General features: G+C 39.1%; 24 protein-coding genes, 1 pseudogene and 1 riboswitch. Of the genes and pseudogenes, 20 read left to right on the top strand and 5 right to left on the bottom strand.

Translation table 11 applies throughout. From position 1 onward, the window contains the following. Nucleotides 1-45: 45 nt before the first annotated feature. The 6 genes from CWS20_RS11110 to CWS20_RS11085 all read left to right on the top strand — a co-directional run bounded on the left by CWS20_RS11110 (nucleotide 46) and on the right by CWS20_RS11085 (nucleotide 6,064). A complete protein-coding gene (locus CWS20_RS11110; RefSeq protein WP_066201191.1) occupies nucleotides 46-1,506 on the top strand; it encodes a spore germination protein in 1,461 nt (486 codons plus the stop codon). Nucleotides 1,507-1,670: 164 nt separating this feature from the next. Further along, nucleotides 1,671-1,874, top strand: coding sequence for a YqgQ family protein (locus tag CWS20_RS11105; RefSeq protein WP_066201186.1), 204 nt, complete (start codon nucleotides 1,671-1,673; stop codon nucleotides 1,872-1,874). 65 nt (nucleotides 1,875-1,939) lie between these two features. Further along, nucleotides 1,940-2,905 (top strand): ROK family glucokinase, encoded by a 966-nt coding sequence (locus tag CWS20_RS11100; protein WP_066201183.1) that lies wholly within the window; start codon nucleotides 1,940-1,942, stop codon nucleotides 2,903-2,905. Between the two features lie 139 nt (nucleotides 2,906-3,044). After that, complete coding sequence (locus CWS20_RS11095; RefSeq protein ID WP_066201180.1) at nucleotides 3,045-4,229, top strand: M14 family metallopeptidase; 1,185 nt, start codon at nucleotides 3,045-3,047, stop codon at nucleotides 4,227-4,229. A 314-nt stretch (nucleotides 4,230-4,543) separates the two neighbouring features. After that, nucleotides 4,544-5,674 carry a YqgU-like beta propeller domain-containing protein gene (locus tag CWS20_RS11090; RefSeq protein WP_066201177.1) on the top strand — a complete coding sequence of 377 codons (1,131 nt, stop codon included), beginning with the start codon at nucleotides 4,544-4,546 and terminating at the stop codon, nucleotides 5,672-5,674. 75 nt (nucleotides 5,675-5,749) lie between these two features. Then, nucleotides 5,750-6,064: an MTH1187 family thiamine-binding protein gene (locus CWS20_RS11085; protein WP_066201174.1), complete on the top strand. Its 315-nt coding sequence runs from the start codon at nucleotides 5,750-5,752 to the stop codon at nucleotides 6,062-6,064. Nucleotides 6,065-6,291: 227 nt separating this feature from the next. Here CWS20_RS11085 and CWS20_RS11080 read toward each other — a convergent pair whose 3' ends face one another. Next, on the bottom strand, nucleotides 6,292-6,465 hold the full coding sequence (locus CWS20_RS11080; RefSeq protein ID WP_066201169.1) for a DUF2759 domain-containing protein: 174 nt from the start codon (nucleotides 6,463-6,465) through the stop codon (nucleotides 6,292-6,294). 277 nt (nucleotides 6,466-6,742) lie between these two features. Between CWS20_RS11080 and CWS20_RS11075 the strand changes: the two genes are divergently transcribed. From CWS20_RS11075 to CWS20_RS29160, 3 genes are read left to right on the top strand one after another with little or no spacing between them, the layout of a single operon-like run. Then, nucleotides 6,743-7,378, top strand: a complete 636-nt coding sequence (locus CWS20_RS11075; protein WP_101226305.1) for an MBL fold metallo-hydrolase — start codon at nucleotides 6,743-6,745, stop codon at nucleotides 7,376-7,378. Between the two features lie 18 nt (nucleotides 7,379-7,396). Then, complete coding sequence (locus CWS20_RS11070) at nucleotides 7,397-8,263, top strand: SAM-dependent methyltransferase (RefSeq protein ID WP_338064074.1); 867 nt, start codon at nucleotides 7,397-7,399, stop codon at nucleotides 8,261-8,263. A 6-nt stretch (nucleotides 8,264-8,269) separates the two neighbouring features. Next, entirely contained in the window at nucleotides 8,270-8,455 is a 186-nt protein-coding gene (locus tag CWS20_RS29160) for a hypothetical protein (RefSeq protein WP_338064073.1), read from the top strand. Between the two features lie 83 nt (nucleotides 8,456-8,538). On the opposite strand, the gene CWS20_RS11065 is transcribed toward CWS20_RS29160, so the two are convergent. Both CWS20_RS11065 and CWS20_RS11060 read right to left on the bottom strand, forming a co-directional pair. Continuing rightward, nucleotides 8,539-8,784, bottom strand: a complete 246-nt coding sequence (locus CWS20_RS11065) for a DUF2626 domain-containing protein (protein WP_066201161.1) — start codon at nucleotides 8,782-8,784, stop codon at nucleotides 8,539-8,541. A gap of 82 nt (nucleotides 8,785-8,866) precedes the next feature. Next, nucleotides 8,867-9,558: pseudogene (locus tag CWS20_RS11060) on the bottom strand (helix-turn-helix transcriptional regulator). A 188-nt stretch (nucleotides 9,559-9,746) separates the two neighbouring features. Here CWS20_RS11060 and comGA point away from each other — a divergent pair. The 8 genes from comGA (at nucleotide 9,747) to CWS20_RS11020 (ending at nucleotide 13,951) form a co-directional block, all read left to right on the top strand. Then, on the top strand, nucleotides 9,747-10,814 hold the full coding sequence (gene comGA / locus CWS20_RS11055; protein WP_066201159.1) for a competence type IV pilus ATPase ComGA: 1,068 nt from the start codon (nucleotides 9,747-9,749) through the stop codon (nucleotides 10,812-10,814). After that, nucleotides 10,759-11,832, top strand: a complete 1,074-nt coding sequence (comGB, locus tag CWS20_RS11050; RefSeq protein ID WP_326134822.1) for a competence type IV pilus assembly protein ComGB — start codon at nucleotides 10,759-10,761, stop codon at nucleotides 11,830-11,832. The genes comGA and comGB overlap by 56 nt, the downstream gene beginning before the upstream one ends. A 4-nt stretch (nucleotides 11,833-11,836) precedes the next feature. After that, nucleotides 11,837-12,148 carry a competence type IV pilus major pilin ComGC gene (gene comGC / locus CWS20_RS11045; RefSeq protein WP_066201890.1) on the top strand — a complete coding sequence of 104 codons (312 nt, stop codon included), beginning with the start codon at nucleotides 11,837-11,839 and terminating at the stop codon, nucleotides 12,146-12,148. Beyond that, entirely contained in the window at nucleotides 12,135-12,575 is a 441-nt protein-coding gene (gene comGD / locus CWS20_RS11040) for a competence type IV pilus minor pilin ComGD (protein WP_066201154.1), read from the top strand. The genes comGC and comGD overlap by 14 nt, the downstream gene beginning before the upstream one ends. Continuing rightward, nucleotides 12,559-12,891 carry a hypothetical protein gene (locus tag CWS20_RS11035; RefSeq protein WP_066201152.1) on the top strand — a complete coding sequence of 111 codons (333 nt, stop codon included), beginning with the start codon at nucleotides 12,559-12,561 and terminating at the stop codon, nucleotides 12,889-12,891. Before comGD ends, CWS20_RS11035 begins: the two co-directional genes overlap by 17 nt. Next, entirely contained in the window at nucleotides 12,884-13,318 is a 435-nt protein-coding gene (gene comGF / locus CWS20_RS11030; RefSeq protein WP_066201151.1) for a competence type IV pilus minor pilin ComGF, read from the top strand. The genes CWS20_RS11035 and comGF overlap by 8 nt, the downstream gene beginning before the upstream one ends. Continuing rightward, nucleotides 13,308-13,688: a competence type IV pilus minor pilin ComGG gene (comGG, locus tag CWS20_RS11025; RefSeq protein WP_066201148.1), complete on the top strand. Its 381-nt coding sequence runs from the start codon at nucleotides 13,308-13,310 to the stop codon at nucleotides 13,686-13,688. Before comGF ends, comGG begins: the two co-directional genes overlap by 11 nt. Before the next feature lie 77 nt (nucleotides 13,689-13,765). Beyond that, a complete protein-coding gene (locus CWS20_RS11020) occupies nucleotides 13,766-13,951 on the top strand; it encodes a YqzE family protein (protein ID WP_066201145.1) in 186 nt (61 codons plus the stop codon). Nucleotides 13,952-14,011: 60 nt separating this feature from the next. On the opposite strand, the gene CWS20_RS11015 is transcribed toward CWS20_RS11020, so the two are convergent. Further along, nucleotides 14,012-14,809, bottom strand: coding sequence for a YqhG family protein (locus CWS20_RS11015; RefSeq protein WP_066201142.1), 798 nt, complete (start codon nucleotides 14,807-14,809; stop codon nucleotides 14,012-14,014). Further along, on the bottom strand, nucleotides 14,787-16,475 hold the full coding sequence (locus tag CWS20_RS11010) for a DEAD/DEAH box helicase (RefSeq protein WP_066201139.1): 1,689 nt from the start codon (nucleotides 16,473-16,475) through the stop codon (nucleotides 14,787-14,789). The genes CWS20_RS11015 and CWS20_RS11010 overlap by 23 nt, the downstream gene beginning before the upstream one ends. Before the next feature lie 309 nt (nucleotides 16,476-16,784). Next, nucleotides 16,785-16,878, top strand: a riboswitch (glycine riboswitch). Nucleotides 16,879-17,060: 182 nt separating this feature from the next. Between CWS20_RS11010 and gcvT the strand changes: the two genes are divergently transcribed. The 3 genes from gcvT to gcvPB are packed head-to-tail and all read left to right on the top strand — an operon-like array spanning nucleotide 17,061 to nucleotide 20,981. Further along, nucleotides 17,061-18,164, top strand: a complete 1,104-nt coding sequence (gcvT, locus tag CWS20_RS11005; protein ID WP_066201134.1) for a glycine cleavage system aminomethyltransferase GcvT — start codon at nucleotides 17,061-17,063, stop codon at nucleotides 18,162-18,164. Between the two features lie 17 nt (nucleotides 18,165-18,181). Continuing rightward, the gene (gene gcvPA / locus CWS20_RS11000; protein WP_066201131.1) at nucleotides 18,182-19,528 is read left to right on the top strand and encodes an aminomethyl-transferring glycine dehydrogenase subunit GcvPA; all 1,347 of its coding nucleotides are present in this window, start codon (nucleotides 18,182-18,184) and stop codon (nucleotides 19,526-19,528) included. After that, nucleotides 19,521-20,981: an aminomethyl-transferring glycine dehydrogenase subunit GcvPB gene (gene gcvPB, locus CWS20_RS10995; protein ID WP_066201130.1), complete on the top strand. Its 1,461-nt coding sequence runs from the start codon at nucleotides 19,521-19,523 to the stop codon at nucleotides 20,979-20,981. Before gcvPA ends, gcvPB begins: the two co-directional genes overlap by 8 nt. The last annotated feature ends 318 nt before the right edge of the window (nucleotides 20,982-21,299 follow it).

The raw sequence follows: 21,299 nt of genomic DNA, 5'->3' as shown, positions 1-21,299 counted from the left end.
GTGGGGTGGAATCATTCAAACAGGGGCATTGTTGAGGTGAGCTTAATGGAACAGAAGGATAAGCATAAAGTTTCAAAGCAACTTGAGAATAATACTGCATATTTGAAGGAAGCGCTTGCCGTCGGAAAAAATTTCGATGTATTACAAATCGATGTTGTATATGCAGAAAGAAAAATGGCTCTCTATCTTGTTGACGGGTTTGCTAAAGATGATATTATGAATCGCCTAATGGAGTTTTTGGCAGGACTGGAGCCAGAACAAGTGGATGATGATATATTATCAAAGTTAGTTAAAACCTATATTCCGTATATTGAAATTGGCACATCTAATGATTTGGATCAGATTGTTGATGCTGTATTATCAGGCCAAACTGCTCTTGTGATTGATGGAATATGTGAGGCCATCCTTATTGATACAAGGTCATATCCTGCTAGAGGTCCTGAGGAGCCTGATATAGAAAGAGTAGTCAGAGGAGCAAGAGATGGTTATGTTGAGACGTTAGTGTTTAATACGGCATTAACGAGAAGAAGGATACGCGATAGAACGCTGCGGATGGAATATTTGCAAATTGGAAGAAGATCTAAGACTGACATTGTTATCACATATATAGAAGATATTGCTGATCCAAAGCTTGTAGAACAAGTGAAAGACAGCATATCAAAAATTGATACGGATGGTCTGCCAATGGCGGAAAAAACAATTGAAGAATTTGTTTCAGGAAGGCACTGGAATCCTTTTCCAATGGTTAGATATACGGAGAGACCGGATACTGCTGCGTCCCATTTATATGAAGGGCATGTTTGTATAATTGTAGATGGGTCACCTAGTGTCATTATCACTCCGACAACATTTTGGCACCATATGCAGCATGCGGAAGAATATCGAAATAAGCCGATCATTGGAGCTTATTTGCGTTTTGTGAGATTTTCCGCTGTATGGGCATCGATCTTTCTTTTACCACTCTGGTATTTGCTTTCAACCAATCCGGATATTTTGCCAGATGCTTTGTCTTTTATTGGTCTTAAAGAGCCAGGGGAATTGCCGCTTATTTTACAAATTCTGATTATCGAAGTTGGAATAGATATGCTGAGGATGGCCTCCATTCATACGCCATCATCACTCGCAACGGCACTTGGTTTAGTCGCTGCCTTAATGATTGGGGACGTTGCAGTTCAGGTTGGGTTATTTACAAGCGAGGTAGTTTTATACTTTGCGATCGTTGCCATTGGCACTTTTGCTACACCTAGCTATGAAATGAGCTTAGCTAACCGCTTAATTAGAATTGCGTTATTAATCTTAACAAGTATTTTCCATACATATGGCTTAATCATCGGCATCACGTTGTTTATTGTTTGGCTGGCAAGCATGAGATCATTTGGTGTACCGTATTTGTGGCCATTCATCCCATTTAATATGAGAGCTTTTAGAGATGTAATATTGAGGTCGCCAATTCCATTGAAAAACCGGCGACCGCGCATGCTGCATCCGAAAGATCCAGATCGATAATTATTGAAGCTAATAGCCTGATGGCTATTGGCTTTTTTGAGTTAAGAGAAAAAGCGTGCCAATTAGAAAAAACGATTTACATCGCTCACCATATATTATCTTGAGCATCATTTTTATTTCATTTATACTTTACAGTAATTAATCAAGTGAAATAGAGGGAAAAGATGAAAACAGTATATGATGTACAACAATTATTAAAAAAATATGGCGCCATTATATATATGGGTGAACGATTATTGGATTTAGAGATGATGGAAAAGGAAATTGTTGAGCTTTATAAAGCGCAGCTCCTCGATTCAATAACATATAGAGATGTAGTTCTCCTGCTTAGAAGTGAAATGCAGAAGGAAAGAGAAAAAAAGAAATGATAAAGTGCATACGGTGATCACATCTATAGCTGCATCAAAGCAGCTTCTATACGGAGGTGGATACTATGGAAAATAAATGGATTGTTGGTGTCGATATCGGCGGAACAACATCGAAAATGGCTTTTATAACACCTAAAGGTGATATTGTATCCAAATGGCAAATCCCTACCGATCATCGTAATCACGGGGGAAATATTCCTGAGCAATTGAAATATGAAATTGAAAAGAAATGCTCGGAGCTTGGTGCTGAAAATACTTGTCTAATGGGAATTGGTGTAGGTGCACCTGGATCAGTAAATGCAGTTACAGGGATTGTCCGTGAAGCGACAAATTTAAGCTGGAAATCTGCTTATCCGCTAAAAAAAAATTTAGAAGCAACGACTGGACTGCCTGTTGCTATTGATAACGATGCCAATTGTGCCGCATTAGGAGAAATGTGGAAAGGGTCGGGGCAAGGGGCAAGAAATCTCGTCTTAGTTACGTTAGGTACAGGTATCGGCAGCGGCATTGTAATAAATGGTCATATTGTCCATGGAGCAGGTGGAGCGGCTGGAGAAATCGGACATTTGGCGTCAAATACAAAAGATGGATATCTATGTAAATGTGGCAAGCATGGCTGTTTAGAAACCATTGCTTCTGCTACCGGGATTGTTAGAGCGGCATTAGCTATTGCTAATGATCATTCTGATGGTGGACTTTCATTTTTTTATAAGCAAAATGGTACGATTACCGCTAAAAATGTATTTGATTTTGCTGAACGGGGGGATCACCAGGCAAAATCAGTCGTTGATTACGCTCTCGAGCACTTAGGTATTGCATTAGCTAATGTTGCAAATACGTTGAATCCTGAAAAGATTGTCATCGGCGGCGGAGTATCGAAAGCGGGACAGTATCTTTTAACGAGATTAAACCATTATTATCAGCAGCATCTTTTTCCAACAGTCAAGGAAACAACGGAAATAAAACTTGCTTCACTAGGAAATGATGCGGGGGTTTTAGGTGCTGCCTGGATCGCTGACCAGCTAACCTAGCTTGAAAAAAATGAGAACCTGCTTTACACCAGGCAATTTTTTGCATGCACTAGTCCAAGTGCGGCTAGAAAGACGGGGCTGAAAGTCATCTTTTACTAACCATCATCATATGAATGAAGTGATGGAGAGGAGGATGAAAGTGAGAGTCCATGTTCGATCAGGCGATTCATTATGGTATTACAGTCAGCTTTTCATGCTACCTGTTAATTTGCTGGTAGATTCCAACCGAAAGATTAATCCAACAGCATTACAAATTGGTCAGGAAGTGCAGATTCCAGGTTTTAATGTTAGTGAGTATACAATTAAACAAGGCGATACCCTTTGGAAGCTTGCAACCGCGAGAAACCTGTCCGTTGATGTACTTTTGCTGCTTAATCAGCATGTAAATCCCAATGCATTATCAATTGGAACAATGCTTTCACTGCCAACTCGAATAATTACACCATTAATGGATAGAAAACGTAGCTATGGATATCAAACCTTATTGAATGATCTTGATAAAATTCAAAATGCATATCCTTTTATACGTGTGGATGTTATTGGCGAATCGGTTCTTGGCCAGCCGATATATGAATTGAAAATTGGAAATGGGCAAAAGAAGGTCCATATAAATGCATCTTTCCATGCAAATGAGTGGATTACCACGCCTATTTTAATGGCGTTATTGAACAGCTATCTGCTTTCGTTAACAAACGCCAAACCATTACGTGGACTAGCGACAATGCCATTTTATAATGAAACTGAGCTCTCTATTGTGCCGATGGTTAATCCAGATGGTGTAGACCTAGTGTTAAGCGGCCCGCCTACAGAGGTACGTGAGCAAGTATTGGAAATGAATCAAGGCAGCGATGAATTCTCAGGCTGGAAGGCAAATATTAGAGGGGTGGATTTAAATAAACAGTACCCTGCAAATTGGGAAATAGAACAAGGTAGAAATCCTGATATACCTTCTCCACGGGACTTTCCCGGAAAACAGCCTTTGACAGAGCCAGAGGCGATTGCTTTGGCTGAATTAGTAAGAGAGAGTAATTTTGACCGTGTATTGGCATTTCATACTCAAGGTGAAGAGTTTTATTGGGGATATGAGGGATTAGAGCCTCCTGAATCAGCTGTAATAGCAGAAGAATTTGCAAGGGTGAGCGGGTATCGCTCCGTTCAAAATATCGACAGTTATGCAGGGTTTAAGGACTGGTTTATTCAAGACTATAGAAAACCGGGCTTCACGATGGAGTTAGGAAAGGGTGTTAACCCATTGCCACTATCACAATATGAAGATATTTATGAAGAAATGCTTGGTGTTTTTCTAGCTTCGTTATATATGTAGTGGAAGATTTTCATGATAAACCTTACAATATGAGTGTTTAAAAATTATTTTAATATTTATACCGTTTGCCGCTTGTATTTCATAGTTAATCAGTTTAGAATTTACTATTGATTACAATGTTTTTGGGAATTCAATAGGAAAATATAATTATTGCATGTAAAAAGCCGGGAACGGCTTTTTCGCATGCAATATCGAAACTTTACCAGAAGAAAGACGAAATCTTTTAAAAAACGATGATTGTTTTATTATGCCGACACATGCGAAAGATATGAGCATATTAAACAGATTTTACATTGGGGGTGTGGGGGAAGTTTATGAGGGTAATTTTGGTAGCAAATAAGCAAGAATATTTAATGTTCATTCTATTGTTTTTTTCCACACTGCTGCTAGTCGGCTGTCAAATGGACGAAGCAGATCAAACAAAGTCTCCAAAAGATAAGGTGACAACTTCTCCGAAAGAGGATTCGACACTACAGAAGGTAGTTCCTCTCCAGCTTGCCAATGATGAAATCGCGGTCTTCTATGGATGGATTGATAATCAAACAATCCTATTTACTTCGGATAAAGATTCATCGTCCAAATTATTTACATTTCAATTGAACACAGGTGAAAAAAGCTTGCTCTTTGAAAGTGATTACCCGATAAATGAGGTATACATAAGTCCAGATACTGAACATATCGTTGTTCAATCTGCCTCTACCCCGTCTCAGTGGCTTTTAGATGTCATTAGCCGTGATGGACAAGTACAATGGAGTGAATTGGTAGATGGTACAGAGCTATTTGTTTCGTGGAATCATTATGAAACGGCGGAAATAATCATATCAACATTCGCAGAAGATTGGTCCTTTACATCGTATTTATTATCGATTGAGCAACAAAAAGTTGAAGAGATAACCATTCCTGAGCCTTTTGTTCATTGGGTGAGCAAAGATAAATTTGTCTATTTAAATTGGGATGAGGATGCTCCTGCTTTAGTTGCTTCGCTTATTGAACAATCAAAGGATGGAAAAACGGTTGAGAGGTTTTCAGACGTTTATTATGTTGATACTTTTTCTGAAATGATGATGACAGTAAGTGTTTCGGAAAATCATGATGAAGAGGCCGTTTATACGTTTATGAATAATAAGTATCAGGAAATATTCTCCACTTCGATTCCGCATTTATCGAGCTTCTCTGGCTGGATGATTCCACAATATGAGATGCTTGCTAACCAACGCTTTCTACTATTTAAACCGCAATATAGTACTGCAGCAGATTCTTATCATGGCAAATATGACTTAATCCTTATTGATTTGTTAAAAGGTGATCAAGAGACTGTATTGGAGTCAGTCGAAAATGAACCGCTCTCTTGTTCGCCCGATGCAGAAAAATGTTTGTACGGACATTATTTAGATAAACTATTCCTTGTAAATAAAAAAGAAGTAGTAAATTTAACAGAGAAATAAAGCATGTTGGTTTAACATTTTATGCAAATAGGTCATAATGGACAACGTAGTATATTTGTTAAAGGAGATGACATCATGGCGATAGTAGACGTTACAATTATACCGATAGGGACGAATTCACCAAGTGTATCCAGTTATGTTGTGAACATTCAAAAGGTGTTAAAAAAATATGAGACAGAAGGCAGGATTCGCTATCAGCTTACGCCTATGAATACGATTATTGAAGGAGAACTGCCAGTATTGTTTGAAGTGATTCAAGCGATGCATGAGGTGCCTTTTGAAGCTGGGCTTGCGCGTGTAGCAACGAATATCCGCATTGATGACCGCAGAGATGTGCATCGGAAAATGGAAGATAAAGTAAAAAGAGTAGAATCTCAGCTGGATGAATAACAAAATTAAGCTGTTTCGCTATTTCAAATAGTGATGGATGGTTGATTGCTGCTCTAGATGCTTGCTTATTAGCGGGGAGGTGGTGAGCTTTAAGGTTTCACCTGTCCCCTCCGCAGGAGTCTCGCACTTATGCTCCAATCAGCCTTCAAGTTTTTTGTTTAAATAAAAGCATAGAGCCAAATAAAAAGACCGCCTAAAAGGCAGTCTTTTTATTTTCGCAGACACAATTAGTGAACTGCTGGGTAGCCGCTATTAATTAATGTCATAACTGCGAACCAGCCAAAAACAGCAGCTGTTCCGAATGCGAACATGATGCCAACGAGGTTTTTGTTTTTTAATGCACTAATTAGACCGAAAATTGCTAAAATAGCTGTTAAACCAGTAATAATAACTAGTCCCATTATAATAGCCCCCTTTATTTTTGATCAGTAGGCAATGCCTTGTTACAAAGGTTTGGAATCGTATGTAATACTTATTTTTACATTCGCATCTTATTTTATACTTTTTTTATAAGTTTGTCGAGGTCTAAAAGAGCGAGATTGCGGTAGCAGTAGAAAAGTTATTGGATAAAAAAGAATCTTCTTTAAAAAAGAATCATATACATTTGCTTCTTTCATTTAACTCTCTCAAACATATGGTGTAGAATGAAAGGAACGAAAATTTATGGGGGTGCTTTTCATGAAATATGCCCAAATTCCACTAGGGCCTTTACAAACAAATTGCTACCTATTAGCTGAAGAAGGCGGAAGCTGTTTAATTATTGATCCAGGCGGCGAAGATGGGAAGTTAAACCAATATATTAACGAATACAAATTGAAGCCAATTGCAGTTATTTTGACACATGCTCATTTTGATCATATCGGGGCAGTAGATGCCGTTCGCAATAAATATGATATTCCAGTTTATATTCATGAAAAAGAAGCATCATGGCTTCTGGACCCGGCATTAAATGGCTCCCAAAGGTTTCAATATGGCGAACCTATTAGATTAAAGCCTGCAGATGGAATTATAGCGGGAGAATCAGCTATGCAGCTTGGGGCTTTTTCATTTCAAGTGCTTGAAACACCTGGTCATTCTCCTGGTAGCATATCCATATTTTTAAAAGATGCCGGTATTGTAGTAGCTGGAGATGCGTTGTTTAGCGGAAGTATAGGACGTACTGATTTACCTGGCGGAAATCATGAGCAATTGATAAAGAGCATTCATGATAAACTAATGGTTTTGCCGGAAGAAACCATTGTCCTGCCTGGACATGGACCGGCAACTACGGTAGGCAATGAAATGGATTCGAACCCGTTTTTAAATGGCTTTTAGGCTGCTAAAGGTGTCCAAATGAGCTACGTGCATGATTATATTCTTAATAAAAATGACAGAAAGATAAGCTATGCAGAGTTTATGGAGTTATGCCTTTATCACCCGCAATACGGATATTATATGAGTAATAAAGAAAAGATCGGGCCTTCAGGCGATTTTATTACTTCAAGCAATATAGCGGATGTTTATGGAAAAACCATTGCAGGATGGTACTATAAAGAAGCGAACAAGCACGGTCTCCCAGCGCAGATTTGCGAAATCGGCGCCGGCAATGGACGATTTGCGAAAGCTTTTATTGACGAATGGTCTACCATTACAAATGAACCGCTGCATTATTTCTTGATTGATGGAAGCTTAAATCATCTAGAAAAGCAAAAAGAGCTTCTCCCTATAACAGCGAATATAAAGCAACTTTCTGATGTTAATCAATTGCCGCCTTTTTCGGGACTGATCTTCTCAAATGAACTTTTTGATGCGTTGCCTGTACATGTGATTGAAAAACAAGAAAGCGGCATTTTTGAAGTAATGATTACGGTTTGCGAAGATAAGCTGATTGAAGAGAAAATTCCACTTAAAAATCAGCGCATTGCCGATTTTGTGCTTCAAAGTAAATTATCCTTAGCTAATGGCCAAAGAATAGAAATCCCTTTAGCAATGGAAGAAGTCATTAGTAAGATCGCTAAATCGTTAATCAGAGGATTAGTATTGACAGTGGACTACGGATATACCAACCTGGAGTGGGCGCAGCCGCAAAGGCATTCAGGAAGCTTAAGAGGATATCATGGTCATCAAATGGTTTATAATATTTTGCAAACACCTGGGAAAATAGATATAACCACTCATATTCATTTTGATTCATTCATCCGCATTGGCGAAGAGCATTAGCTTTTAATGATGAATAAGTGGAGGCAAGATGAATTTTTGCTTCATGCTGGCATTTTTGACCAGCTGCAAAATCATAAAGATCAAAATCCATTTTCCGAAGCGGGGAAGAGAAACCGCGCGATAAGATCACTGATAATGTCTTCTGGCATAAGCCAGGCTTTTCATGTCATTCTTCAGGAAAAAAATATATAAGTCTGTTTTTTGAGAAAATAAAGAAGCGATGACCCTCATCGCTTCTTTATTTCTTAATAAAGTACATAATTGCATTTGCTAGGTTAGTGTCCACCCATTCCTGGTGTCATCATGAATGTTGTCCAGTAAGTGAAACCAATAAAGAACACTGTTAAGTATGCTCCAAAAACATAAATATACATACGTTCGGAAAGCTTTAAATAGCTTAAAAGCACAAAAAATCCAGTTTGGCCTAAAAAGATTAGAGCCGGTGTGTACATATCACCTACATAGAACATAATTGCAAAAATAGCAGTCCAGAATCCCATTACTCTGTACATACGATCCATATGTATCCCTCCTTTAACGCATACATGTCCATTACTCCAATATTATAAGGTAAGACTTGGTTAAAAGTAAACAGCATGTTGTTTATTTTGCGACAGCTTCATATGAACAGGAAGCGCATCCATTTAACATATTGCCCAATTCTTTCAATTCTATGTCATTAAATACTGACTCAAACATCCCCCGTAAAAATTCGTAATGCATTTTGCAAACGGAATCCTGATGGTCCTTTGCTGATTCTTTAAATGGACAATTGAACATTTCAAATAGGATTCTTTCTCCATTTAATTTAAACTCCGGCTGCAGGCCTGCTGCATGTGCAGCCTGAACGATTAAAGCAAGCCTTTTGTCAAAGGAGTCAACATATCCGAAAGTACGGTTTTTTGTTTTTCCTCAAGCATCAGCTTTTCTCCAAATTTTTTACCCGTTATATATAGCGCTTTTTGTCCTTCAGAACCTAATGTAACCATCGTTTCAAGAAGGATATCTGAAAGCATTTGATAATTCCTATAAGGGAAATGGAGCTGGATTGCATGGTCTGAAAGGCGGTAATGTCTGCTCGGCCTTCCGCCTTTACCTGTTTTAACTGTTTCAGATATGACCATCATTACATCTTCCAATTTCGATAAATGCAGCCTTGCAACATTCGGGTGAATTGTAAACTTATCTGCAATTTCTTGTACGGAAACCGGACCGTGCTTATCTGTTATATATTGATATATATAGTATCGTGTTGGATCAGATAATGTATTCGTTATTTTTAATGTTTCATCCATGACTGCTTTCACCTCTATTCCTTTTAACTCCATTATATAATATTTTCCTAATCAATTGGAAATTTTTCGATAAATTAAGAAAATATTCACTTAATTTAAGTTTGAAAAATTCTCTATTAAAATTAAAGGAGATTTGCAAAAAGTGTCGAAAAGATTATTTATCCTAAAAAAGGTGGTGAACATAAAAGTTGATATCGATTGAACGACTAGCATTTTCGATCTTAAGGGATGCGGTCAGAAATCACGTAACAGATATTCATATTGTCCCCCGCAAAAAAGATACCGTTATTCAATTCCGCTATGCAAATCATTTAGTTCCTAGACTGCATCTTCCTCTAGAAGAATGTGACAGACTCATTTCCCATTTTAAATTTACCGCTTCAATGGATATTGGCGAAAAAAGAAAACCTCAGAGTGGCTCCCATTCTTATGAGATAGCTGGGCAATCCATCGGGCTGCGATTCTCTACTTTACCTTCACGTTACAGCGAAAGCCTTGTCATCCGCATTCTCCCGCAGGCAGCGCATATCCCTTTCTATCAAATCTCTTTATTTCCTCATATGACACTGAAAATGCTGGCATTATTAAAGCATGCCCACGGGTTGATTATTTTCACAGGACCAACCGGAAGCGGCAAAACAACGATGCTCTACTCTCTGCTCAACGAAACTTCCCATATTTATAAAAGAAGCGTCATTACTTTAGAAGACCCAATAGAGAAAGAGATGGACACCGTTCTCCAAGTACAAGTGAACGAAAAAGCAGGGGTAACGTATTCTTCCGGGTTAAAGGCGATTTTGAGACATGATCCGGATATTATTATGGTTGGTGAAATAAGGGATGGAGAAACAGCAAAAATTGCTGTCCGGGCAGCGTTAACGGGGCATTTAGTGTTAACTACAATGCATACGCGTGATGCGAACGGGGCGATTTACAGATTAGCAGAATTCGGTGTCGATTGGCTGGAAATTGAGCAAACATTAGTGGCCGTAACTGCTCAAAGGCTGGTTGAATTAACGTGTCCTTTCTGCGGTCCGTATTGCTCAATATATTGTTACAGCTATGGGAGATGGAAAAGGGCTAGCGTGTTTGAATTTTTATCGGGCAAAAAGCTTAAGGCTGCTATGCAAACTGCACAAGGAAGAGGTATAGACGTAAAGGATCAAACATTAAAGGATGTTATTACAAAGGGGATTGCACTTGGATATATTAAAGAAAGTGAATATGAGCGGTGGATTCTTGATGACAAAGATTAAGTGGAGCTTAAAAGAGCAATGTCAATTTTTAAAAAGAATCGGGGAGCTGCTTTCACGCGGCTATCCATTAGCAGAGGCAATTGAATCTGTTACATTACATCTTTCAGCGGATAAAAAAAATCAGGTTGCAGCCGCGTTAAATGACTTAAAGGAGGGACATCCATTTCATCAAATTTTGCATACGATAGGTTTTAATCAGCATCTGATAGGTTATGTTTTTTTCGCCGAACAGCATGGCGGCCTAGAAAGGGCTTTCCATGAAGGTAGCGAGATGATGTTAAAAAGAGGAAGTGATTTGAAGAAATTAAAACAGCTTGCTGTCTATCCGAGTTTTTTAATGTGTATAACCGCTATATTATTCTTTTTTGTAGAAGCGGTTTTATTACCGCGATTTACGATCCTGTTTAACTCAATGAACTTGCAGGAGAATACCTTTACTAAAATGATTCGCTTTATTAGCGAATACTTGCCGCTTTGTATTTTCCTCATTATTTTAATTGCTGTCACATGTGGCTTCTATTATTTTTTCTTCTTCAAAAAGTTTCCCCGTATAAAGCAAGCCTCCATCTTATCGTCCCTTCCTGTTGCAGGGGCATATATTCGACTGTTCTATACTCATTTCTTTACGATTCAGCTTCACTATTTATTATCAGCAGGATTATCAATTTATGAGGCTTTTAGTTTATTTGAGAAGAATCAAAAGCAACCTCTTTATCAAGAAGTTGGGCTGGAGATGAAAAGAAGGTTAAGAAGCGGTGAAAAAATGGAGGAGCTGCTTGCAGAATATTCCTTTTTAGAGAAGGAGCTTTATCATGTGATTAATCATGGCCAGAATAATGGGCGGCTTGAACAAGAGCTGTATTATTTTAGTAAGCATTGTTTAAGGCAGCTTGAGAATAAAACAGATCAATTATTGAAAATTATCCAGCCCGTTATATACAGCGTCATCGGATTTCTCATTGTTACTATGTATTTAGCTGTATTATTACCAATGTTTCATCTATTGGAGGGAATATAAATTGATGAAAAAGAAAAAGGAAGATGGATTTACGCTGATAGAAATGATGATTGTTCTACTTGTCATATCAGTTCTGCTCATCATTACCATTCCTAATATTACTAAAAACAACTCGGAGATCAATAATAAAGGGTGCCAGGCATTTATAAAAATGGTTCAAGGTCAGGTTCAAGCATATGAAATAGCCAACAATAAACTGCCTGTGTCACTTCAGGAATTAGTGTCTGCCGGATATTTAAACGAGGGGGAGACACATTGTCCAAGTGGCGAGGCGATCATTATTGCAAATGGTGTTGTGAAGAGTGAAAAAGAATAATAACGAGCGCGGGTTTACTTTAATAGAGTCATTAATTGTATTGAGTATCTTTCTGCTCATCATGACCATTTCAGCATTAATGATTTCACCGCGCATTCAGAGGATGGATGATGAGGCATTTTTTGCGAAATTTAAAGCTGATATACTGTATGCACAAAATTATGCGTTGGCGAATCAAACGATTGTAAGTGTGTTCATTTTACCAGATCAGAATGAATATCGTTTTGTTGATGGACAGCAAACGATTCTGACACATACGTATAATGATCGCTATCAAGTAATTGAAAGGACAATGCCGTTATATTTCCAATTCTCTGCTAATGGAAATGTAAATAAGTTCGGTTATTTTTATGTGCAAACTGATGATGTCAAATATCAAGTAATGTTTCAGATTGGCAGGGGAAGATTTTATGTTACGGAAGAGTAATGGTATTTTTTTAGCTGAGCTCATCATCACCTTGGCAGGGTGGCTAGTGATAGCAGGCGTTATGATTCCGTTAGTGATAAGGGCTGTGACTAATTCTGTACAAACAAATGTAGATTATAGGGCAAACCAAATTTTATATGAACATTTAAGTCATGCCAGTCAAACAGGCCAACGTCCCGTTGAAATCACTTTAACAGAGAAGGGGAGGAGTTTTGAATTGATTGTTAAAGAAGCGCAAACTCCCCGGCTGCAAGTCTGCATCGCCTATGAGGATGTTTTTCAAAAAAGAGTGGAAGTTTGTGAACAATATGAATGAAAGAGGATTTACATTATTAGAAATGTTGTTCGGATTTTCTATTTTCCTCATTCTCATGTCATTTATTCCATTAAGCTTAAAGTTTGTTGCGAGCCATAGTATGTTTGAAGCAAGAGTTCAATCCTTGGAGTGGAAAGTATTTGTTAACCAATTAAAAAAAGAAGTAAGAATGTCTGAAAGAATGTTAAACCGCTCCAATCAGCTTGTTTTGATTAAGGATGGTGATACAGTCAGCTATGAACGATATCAGGAGAACATTAGAAGAAGGGTAAATATGCAAGGTCATGAAATCGTTTTGCAGCAGGTTGATACGGTTCAATATGAAGCAACACCCTCAGGAGTGAAGGTGGTATACAAAGATTTATACAACCAGGAACATCAGGCGCATTTGTTTATGGTTATGAAGGATAAAGCTTATGATCCGTAATGAGAAAGGGTTTGTTTATCCGCTGGCACTTATGTTGCTCGTCATCACCTCATTTCTGCTTATTATTCATACAGATCTTTATTTAAGCGAAAAGCGGACTTTGCACGAAGGAAAAGCACTGTTAAAGCAGGAGTATTATTTTATGAATTCTTTACAAACAGTAGAGCGGAAATTAAAAAATGAAGAATTTGCGCCTCATGGCCAGTTTCAGTATGCCGATGGACTGGTGGAGTATAGTGTGAAAGAGATCGCTCACAGCTTATACGAGATTCAGCTGATTATTAAAATGCCAAGCCATAAAGATACAATCGGCTACGGCTACTATGATAGCGATTTACAGCAAATAATAAAATGGGTGGAAAGGGTTTAGCCTGGCGCGCTGAATCGATTGAAAAGATGCAAATTTGGACATACTGTAGCTAATAGATAAAGGCAGGTGTGTTCTATATGAACTCAAATGAGTATGTAAAGTTTATCACTCAAACGTTCGTCAAATATATTGAACAGCCGAAGGACGAGCGGAAAAAGCATCGGCAAGTAAAAAAAGATGACAAGGCACCAGCGCTCTACAGATGGTTTGGTGTTCTTCCGTACATTTTTTATTATGGATTTAGGCGCAGAGAGAAGAAATAGCAAAAAAGAGCAAGCATTCATTAAGGATGCTTTGCTCTTTCTTGTTTTGATAATAAAAAATTATCCAATAGCCTGATCGGTTAAGTAATATAATCCTCCATTGACAATGGATATACAAACGTTCGGTTCATATTGATCTTTAAGGGCAGCTTTTTCATTGTCATAGCTCTCGCCCTTATCTTCCGTATCTTCGTAAAAATGCTCCAGTAGCTGCAAGTCTTTTTGCCACCGTTCTCTTGCCTCATCGGCCCAGTCATGATTCTCCATACTAATGGTTTCTTTCAAATAATTTGCTACTCTAGCAATCCCGCTTTGCGGCTTAATAAATGGCGAGAGTGTAAAAGTATAGTCCGGTATTTTGGGCGTTAAGTTTACTTTCAACAATCGATCATGGAAATGATCCACCATTTGCCCATTGATCAAATGCAAACCGATAGATTGAAAAATGTCCTTTTTACGATCACATTGATAGGATATACGAAGATTCATGCCGAGCCAGGGACGAAGAGACATTTGTCCTCCGGGTGCTGCTTTGTGGTCCTCGTATAATCGAATATAGCCGGCAAGGTTTTTTGTTGATTGAAAAATTTGATGGAGCCGCGGAGAACCGAAATGAATCACTTCTCCTTTTATATCCTCTGGTGCAATCGTCGGGTCTGTTATAAGTGTAAGCTGCATAGGGTTCGGTATACCGCCTGTTTTCTCTAAATAATGCCAATAAAACGGGCGGTTCATCAATTCTTTATCAAGCTCAATTGTTAATTGCACAGTCATATAACCTTGTTTGTTATCAATGATTTCACATTGATTCGATTGAAAATACCTCTCCAAGAAGTTATGAATTTCCTGTTGCTGCATGGCCACTCTCCTCCTTCATTGTTTCAGCAAATTCTATCATCGCCGTGAGGTTATCCATTTTTATGCGCATCTCACCTTCAGATGAGGATTTCCCAAAAATATCTAACAAATGGTCATCAATATTTCCAAACTGAAGCTTCGTTAAAATGTCGTCCAAGTCACCGACCACTTTTTCAAAGAGATGAATTTTTTCATATAACAACTTTAAGACATGCTCTTCGACAGTATCCTTCGTGGCAAAGTTATAAATATGCACATCGCTCTTTTGCCCGAGGCGATGAATCCGTCCTATTCTTTGTTCTAGCCGCATCGGATTCCAAGGTAAATCAAAATTAATAATATGGCTGCAGAATTGAAGATTAATCCCTTCACCACCGGCTTCGGTAGCAATCAACACCTGGGCGTGGTTCTGGAATAATTCCCTCATCCAATCTTTTTTGCCTCTTTTAAAGCCACCTCTAAATGGGACAGAGGTAATGCCGTGCTGTTTTAAAAACCATTGGAGGTACATTTGCGTAGCGCGATACTCTGTAAAAATGATGACTTTATCATTGATTTTATTTATATAATCCAGGGCTTTCTCAGCCTTTGAGTTTCGCTGTACAGCTTCTACCTTTCCAATTAAGGACTGGATTTTTTCTTCAAATTGCATGGACGGCTCTTCCTGTTTTTTTAACATATTTCGCAGCGTATAAAATACCGCCTCTCTGCTGCTGCATGCTTCCCTCTGCAGCGTCATCACTGAAAATTGGCTTGAGCTGATCCAATCCCCTTCACGATGCATATTTGACACGGCATCATACAGGTTCTTTTCATCCTCTGAAAATTCAATTGGAATGGTTTCTACATGTCTTTTCGTCCACTCAATTCCAGTATCTTGTCTTCTGTTTCGAATCATGACTTTATTTACAAGCTGCTTCAAATGCTCATCATCATCCAGCGAGCGTGAATCCTTCCGGTACTTTTCGTAGAAAGCGGTTTCTGTCCCTAAATGCCCTGGCTTTAATAAAGAGACAAGGTTGAAAATTTCACTAATTCGATTTTGGATTGGTGTAGCTGTTAACAATAAGCAAAACTTCTTTCGTAAAGACTGTACAAATTCATAGTTTTTCGTTTTGTTATTTTTTAATTTATGAGCTTCGTCAATAATAATCAAATCATAATCCTGCTGAAAAATAATTTCTCGGTGAGGCTCTCTTTTTGCAGTGTCAATGGAAGAGACGACAACATCACATTGCTCCCATACATAGCTTTTCCTTTGAGCAACAGCAGGGATGAAAAACTTGCTGTTCATCTCCATTGACCATTGAGTTACAAGAGAAGCTGGAACAAGTATTAAAGCTTTCTTTACAAGACCGCGAATCATATATTCTTTCAAAATTAACCCTGCTTCGATTGTTTTTCCGAGACCTACTTCATCTGCTAAAATTGCTTTGCCATTCATGTTCTCTACAACTTGACGGGCAACCTCGAGCTGATGAGGCAGCGGAGTCAGATTCGGTAAGTGGAGCGGGGCTTGCAAGCCCGCAAACTCCGGAATGACGGTATGTTTTTCTACTTCAATAGCCAGCTTGTAAAGCTCCCAGCTGCCCCACGGTCCGTCATTGTCGATTCTCTGTATAAACTCATTTTGCCAAGATGAGTCAAATTCGATATGTACTGTCATTCTAAACAAAGCTCCTTTCGCAAAAATAGTGTTGAAAGCGTTTAAAACACGAACATAAGCTTAATGGTGTATGCCTATGAATTGCTCATTTTACCATTGTAAAAACGTTAAATTAATTGCAATAAAATGATTGCCCAAATCATAATAGGATGGTAGGATGAAAGTAGCTTTGAAAGTTTAGAATTTTCGACAATCCTTTAGGAATGCGAAAGAATCGCTTCCTTGAAAAGTCGAATAAACTTTAATAATTTGAAGCTAATGTTTGTCCTTATTTAGTATGTGCAAAATTGGAAAAAATTATAAATGCGAATGATTGCAAGGGGAGAGACTACGTTTTGTAGCGCCGAAGGAGCAAGCAAATGCCATTTGTGAATCTCTCAGGCAAAAGAACTCTTGTTTGACGCATCTCTGGAGAGAGCTCGAGATTGAGTGGGCCACCCAAGGGGAAAGCTGTTATCGGCAGTAAACTCTCAGGTGAAAGGACAGGGATCTTCTCATAGTTATGAGGGGATTCTCTGTCCTTTTTTGTGCGAAAATTAGTTGCAGCTAAGAATGGACATGACAATGATAAAGGAGGATGAGTAAATGTCGCAGTTAAAGAGTACACCTTTACATGACGTATATAAGGAATATGGTGGAAAAACTATTGACTTCGGAGGCTGGGATCTGCCAGTTCAGTTTTCAAGCATAAAAGAGGAGCACGAAGCCGTCCGTACAAAAGCGGGACTGTTCGACGTCTCTCATATGGGAGAAATTGAAGTGAAAGGCCCGGAAAGTTTGCAATATCTTCAGAAAATGATGACGAATGATGTTTCCAAGCTAAAAGATCTCGGTGCACAATATACAGCAATGTGCTATGAAAATGGTGGAACTGTTGATGATTTGCTTATTTATAAAATAAAAGACGAAAATTATTTGCTAGTAGTAAATGCAGCAAATATTGAAAAAGACTATGAATGGCTTGAGCAGCATCTTGAAGGCGATGTTCAAATTAAAAACCTTTCAAATGAAATGTCACAGCTTGCACTTCAAGGCCCGCTTGCAGAAAAAGTGCTGCAAAAATTAACGGATGCTGATTTAAGCGAAATTGGTTTCTTTAAATTCCGCCAAGAATTAATGCTTAATGGCAAAAGCGCTCTTGTATCCAGAACGGGATATACAGGTGAGGATGGCTTTGAAATCTACTGCAATAACGAAGATGCAGTTGCACTTTGGAATGGAATTTTAGCAGCTGGCAAAGAAGACGGAGTCCTTCCGTGCGGATTAGGCGCAAGAGACACGCTTCGTTTTGAAGCAAACTTAGCACTATATGGACAAGAGCTTTCAGCACATATTTCTCCGCTAGAAGCTGGAATAGGCTTCGCAGTTAAATTAAATAAAGAAGCTGATTTTATTGGAAAAGCAGCATTAAAATCTCAAAAAGAAACCGGCTTGACTAGAAAATTAGTCGGGATTGAAATGATTGACCGTGGAATTCCAAGACATGGCTATCCTGTTTTTGCTGGTGAAGAGAAAATAGGAGAGGTGACTACTGGTACTCAATCTCCAACTTTGAAGAAAAATATTGGTCTTGCTTTAGTTAACGCTGAATTTTCTGCATTAGATACAGAAGTCGAAGTTGAAATTCGTGGCAAGAGAGTAAAAGCAAAAGTGGCGGCAACGCCTTTCTATAAAAAAGAAAAGAAGTGACCGGGAGGAGAAAACCGATGAAACATCGCTATTTACCGATGACCGAATCTGATAAGCAGGAAATGCTGGAAGCGGTCGGAGTACAATCCATTGATGAGCTTTTCAGTGATATTCCTGAAAGTGTCCGCTTTAAAGGTGAATATAATATTAAGCCGGCAAAAACGGAACCTGCTTTAATGAAAGAACTAACATTGCTTTCGCAAAAAAATGCTGATTTAAAAACGAATACATCATTTTTGGGCGCCGGTGTATATGATCATTATATGCCAATCATTGTTGATCATGTTTTATCGCGTTCTGAATTTTATACTGCTTACACGCCATATCAGCCAGAAATTTCTCAAGGTGAATTACAAGCCATTTTTGAATTCCAAACAATGATTTGTGAATTAACTGGCATGGATGTAGCGAACTCCTCTATGTATGATGGCGGTACAGCGCTTGCGGAAGCAGCGATGCTGTCTGCCGGCCATACAAAACGCAAAAAGGTGCTTATCTCAAGTAGCGTTCATCCAGAGTCTAAAGAGGTTGTGAAAGCATATGCGAAGGGTCAATATATCGAAGTTATCGAAATTCCTCATAGTGATGGCATCACAGATATGGACGCATTAAACGAGATGATAGGCGATGACATCGCTGCAGTTGTTGTGCAATACCCTAACTTTTTTGGACGGATTGAACCATTGGCTGAGCTGGAAAAAGTCATCCATGCGCATAAAGCCATGTTTGTCGTTTCAAGCAATCCGCTTTCACTAGGCGCGCTCACACCTCCTGGTAAACTCGGCGCGGATATCGTTGCAGGTGATGCGCAAGTATTCGGCATTCCAACTGCATTTGGCGGTCCACACTGCGGCTACTTTTCTGTAACAAGCAAGCTGATGAGAAAGGTGCCAGGCAGGCTTGTAGGACAAACAGTTGATGAAAATGGCAAACGTGGTTTTGTACTTACATTGCAAGCTCGTGAGCAGCATATTCGCCGTGATAAAGCGACTTCAAATATTTGCTCCAATCAGGCATTAAATGCGCTAGCTGCCTCTGTAGCCATGACAGCGCTCGGGAAAAAGGGCGTGAAAGAAATGGCTGTGGCAAATTTGCAAAAAGCGCATTATGCCAAGCAGCAGTTTAAGGCAAACGGATTTGAGATTGCTTTTGAAGGTGCATCATTCAATGAATTTGTAATTAAGCTAAACACATCTGTTAAAGAGGTAAATAAAGCGCTTCTAGAAAAAGGGATAATTGGCGGCTATGATTTAGGCCGTGATGATGAAGCTCTTTGCAACCATATGCTTGTCGCTGTAACAGAATTAAGAACAAAAGAAGAAATTGATACATTTGTTGCAGAAATGGGGGATTACCGTGCATAACGAAGATCAGGCTCTAGTATTTGAATTGAGTAAACCAGGCAGAATCGGCTACAGCCTTCCTGAAATGGATGTCCCTGAAGTAGATTTGTCCGAGCTAATTCCAGACGGCTATATCCGTGAAGAACCAGCCGAGCTTCCAGAAATTTCAGAGCTGGATATCATGCGTCACTATACGGCTCTATCTAAAAGAAATCATGGAGTAGATTCCGGCTTTTATCCGCTAGGTTCTTGCACAATGAAGTATAATCCGAAAATCAATGAAAATGTTGCTCGTTTTAATGGGTTTGCACATCTCCATCCACTGCAAGACGAAAGTTCCGTACAAGGTGCTCTAGAGCTAATGTACGACCTTCAGGAACATCTAGTGGAAATTACAGGCATGGACGAGGTAACTCTTCAGCCTGCAGCAGGTGCTCATGGCGAATGGACTGGATTAATGATGATTCGTGCCTATCATGAAGCAAACGGAGACCATAACCGGACGAAAGTAATCGTGCCTGACTCTGCACATGGAACAAATCCTGCTTCCGCAACAGTGGCTGGCTTTGAAACATTAACGGTAAAATCAAATGAATATGGTTTAGTAGATCTTGAGGATTTAAAGCGCGTTGTAGGCGATGATACGGCTGCATTAATGTTGACAAATCCAAATACGCTCGGCTTATTTGAAGAAAATATCCTAGAGATGGCTGAAATTGTCCATGGTGCTGGTGGAAAGCTTTATTATGATGGAGCGAACCTGAACGCCGTGTTATCAAAAGCACGCCCTGGTGATATGGGCTTTGATGTGGTTCACTTAAATCTTCATAAAACATTTACAGGCCCTCATGGCGGCGGCGGACCTGGGTCTGGACCAGTTGGGGTGAAATCAGACTTAATTCCATTTTTACCGAAGCCAATTTTAGTGAAGAATGAGGATGGATTCTCTTTTGATTATAATCGTCCGCAATCAATTGGCCGTGTAAAGCCTTACTATGGAAACTTCGGCATTAATGTTCGTGCATACACATATATCCGTTCAATGGGTCCAGATGGCTTAAAAGCTGTTACTGAAAATGCCGTATTAAATGCAAACTATATGATGAGAAAACTGGCTCCGGCATTTGACCTGCCTTACGACAAGCATTGTAAACATGAATTTGTACTAAGCGGCAGACGCCAAAAGAAACTAGGAGTCCGTACACTGGACATCGCCAAGCGCCTGCTTGATTTCGGCTATCATCCGCCAACCATCTACTTCCCGCTCAATGTAGAGGAATGTATGATGATTGAGCCGACTGAAACGGAGTCAAAAGAAACTTTAGATTCCTTCATTGAAGCCATGCTGCAAATCGCGAAAGAAGCAGAGGAAAATCCTGAAATCGTTCAAGAAGCGCCTCATACAACAGTCATCAGCCGCCTCGATGAAACTTTGGCAGCTAGAAAACCAGTATTACGCTATCTAAAACAATAAATTTTAAAAAGCTGATTCCAGCGCTCGTGACAAGAGGCTTGAATCAGCTTTTTTCTGTATATCTGAAAATAAGATTTGTTTTGAGCTAAGCAGGCGATAAAGCTTCCTTTCACAAGGCAAGTTGAGGCTATGCCAGGTGAAAGCACCAGACCAATCGCGGAAATTCTCCTGAGGCAAGCTTCAGGTGAAGAAACAAGATTTATTCCTCTGAAGCTGTAGAAGTCGTCAAGCTTCAGGTGAAGAAACGAGATTTATTCCTCTGAAGCTGTAGAAGTCGTCAAGCTTCAGGTGAAGAAACGAGATTTATTCCTCTGAAGC

The organism is Cytobacillus horneckiae, from assembly GCF_002835735.1.
Classification (GTDB): domain Bacteria; phylum Bacillota; class Bacilli; order Bacillales; family Cytobacillaceae; genus Cytobacillus; species Cytobacillus horneckiae.
Note: the sequence above shows the minus strand (reverse complement) of the source record. Positions and strands in the feature narration are given on the sequence as shown.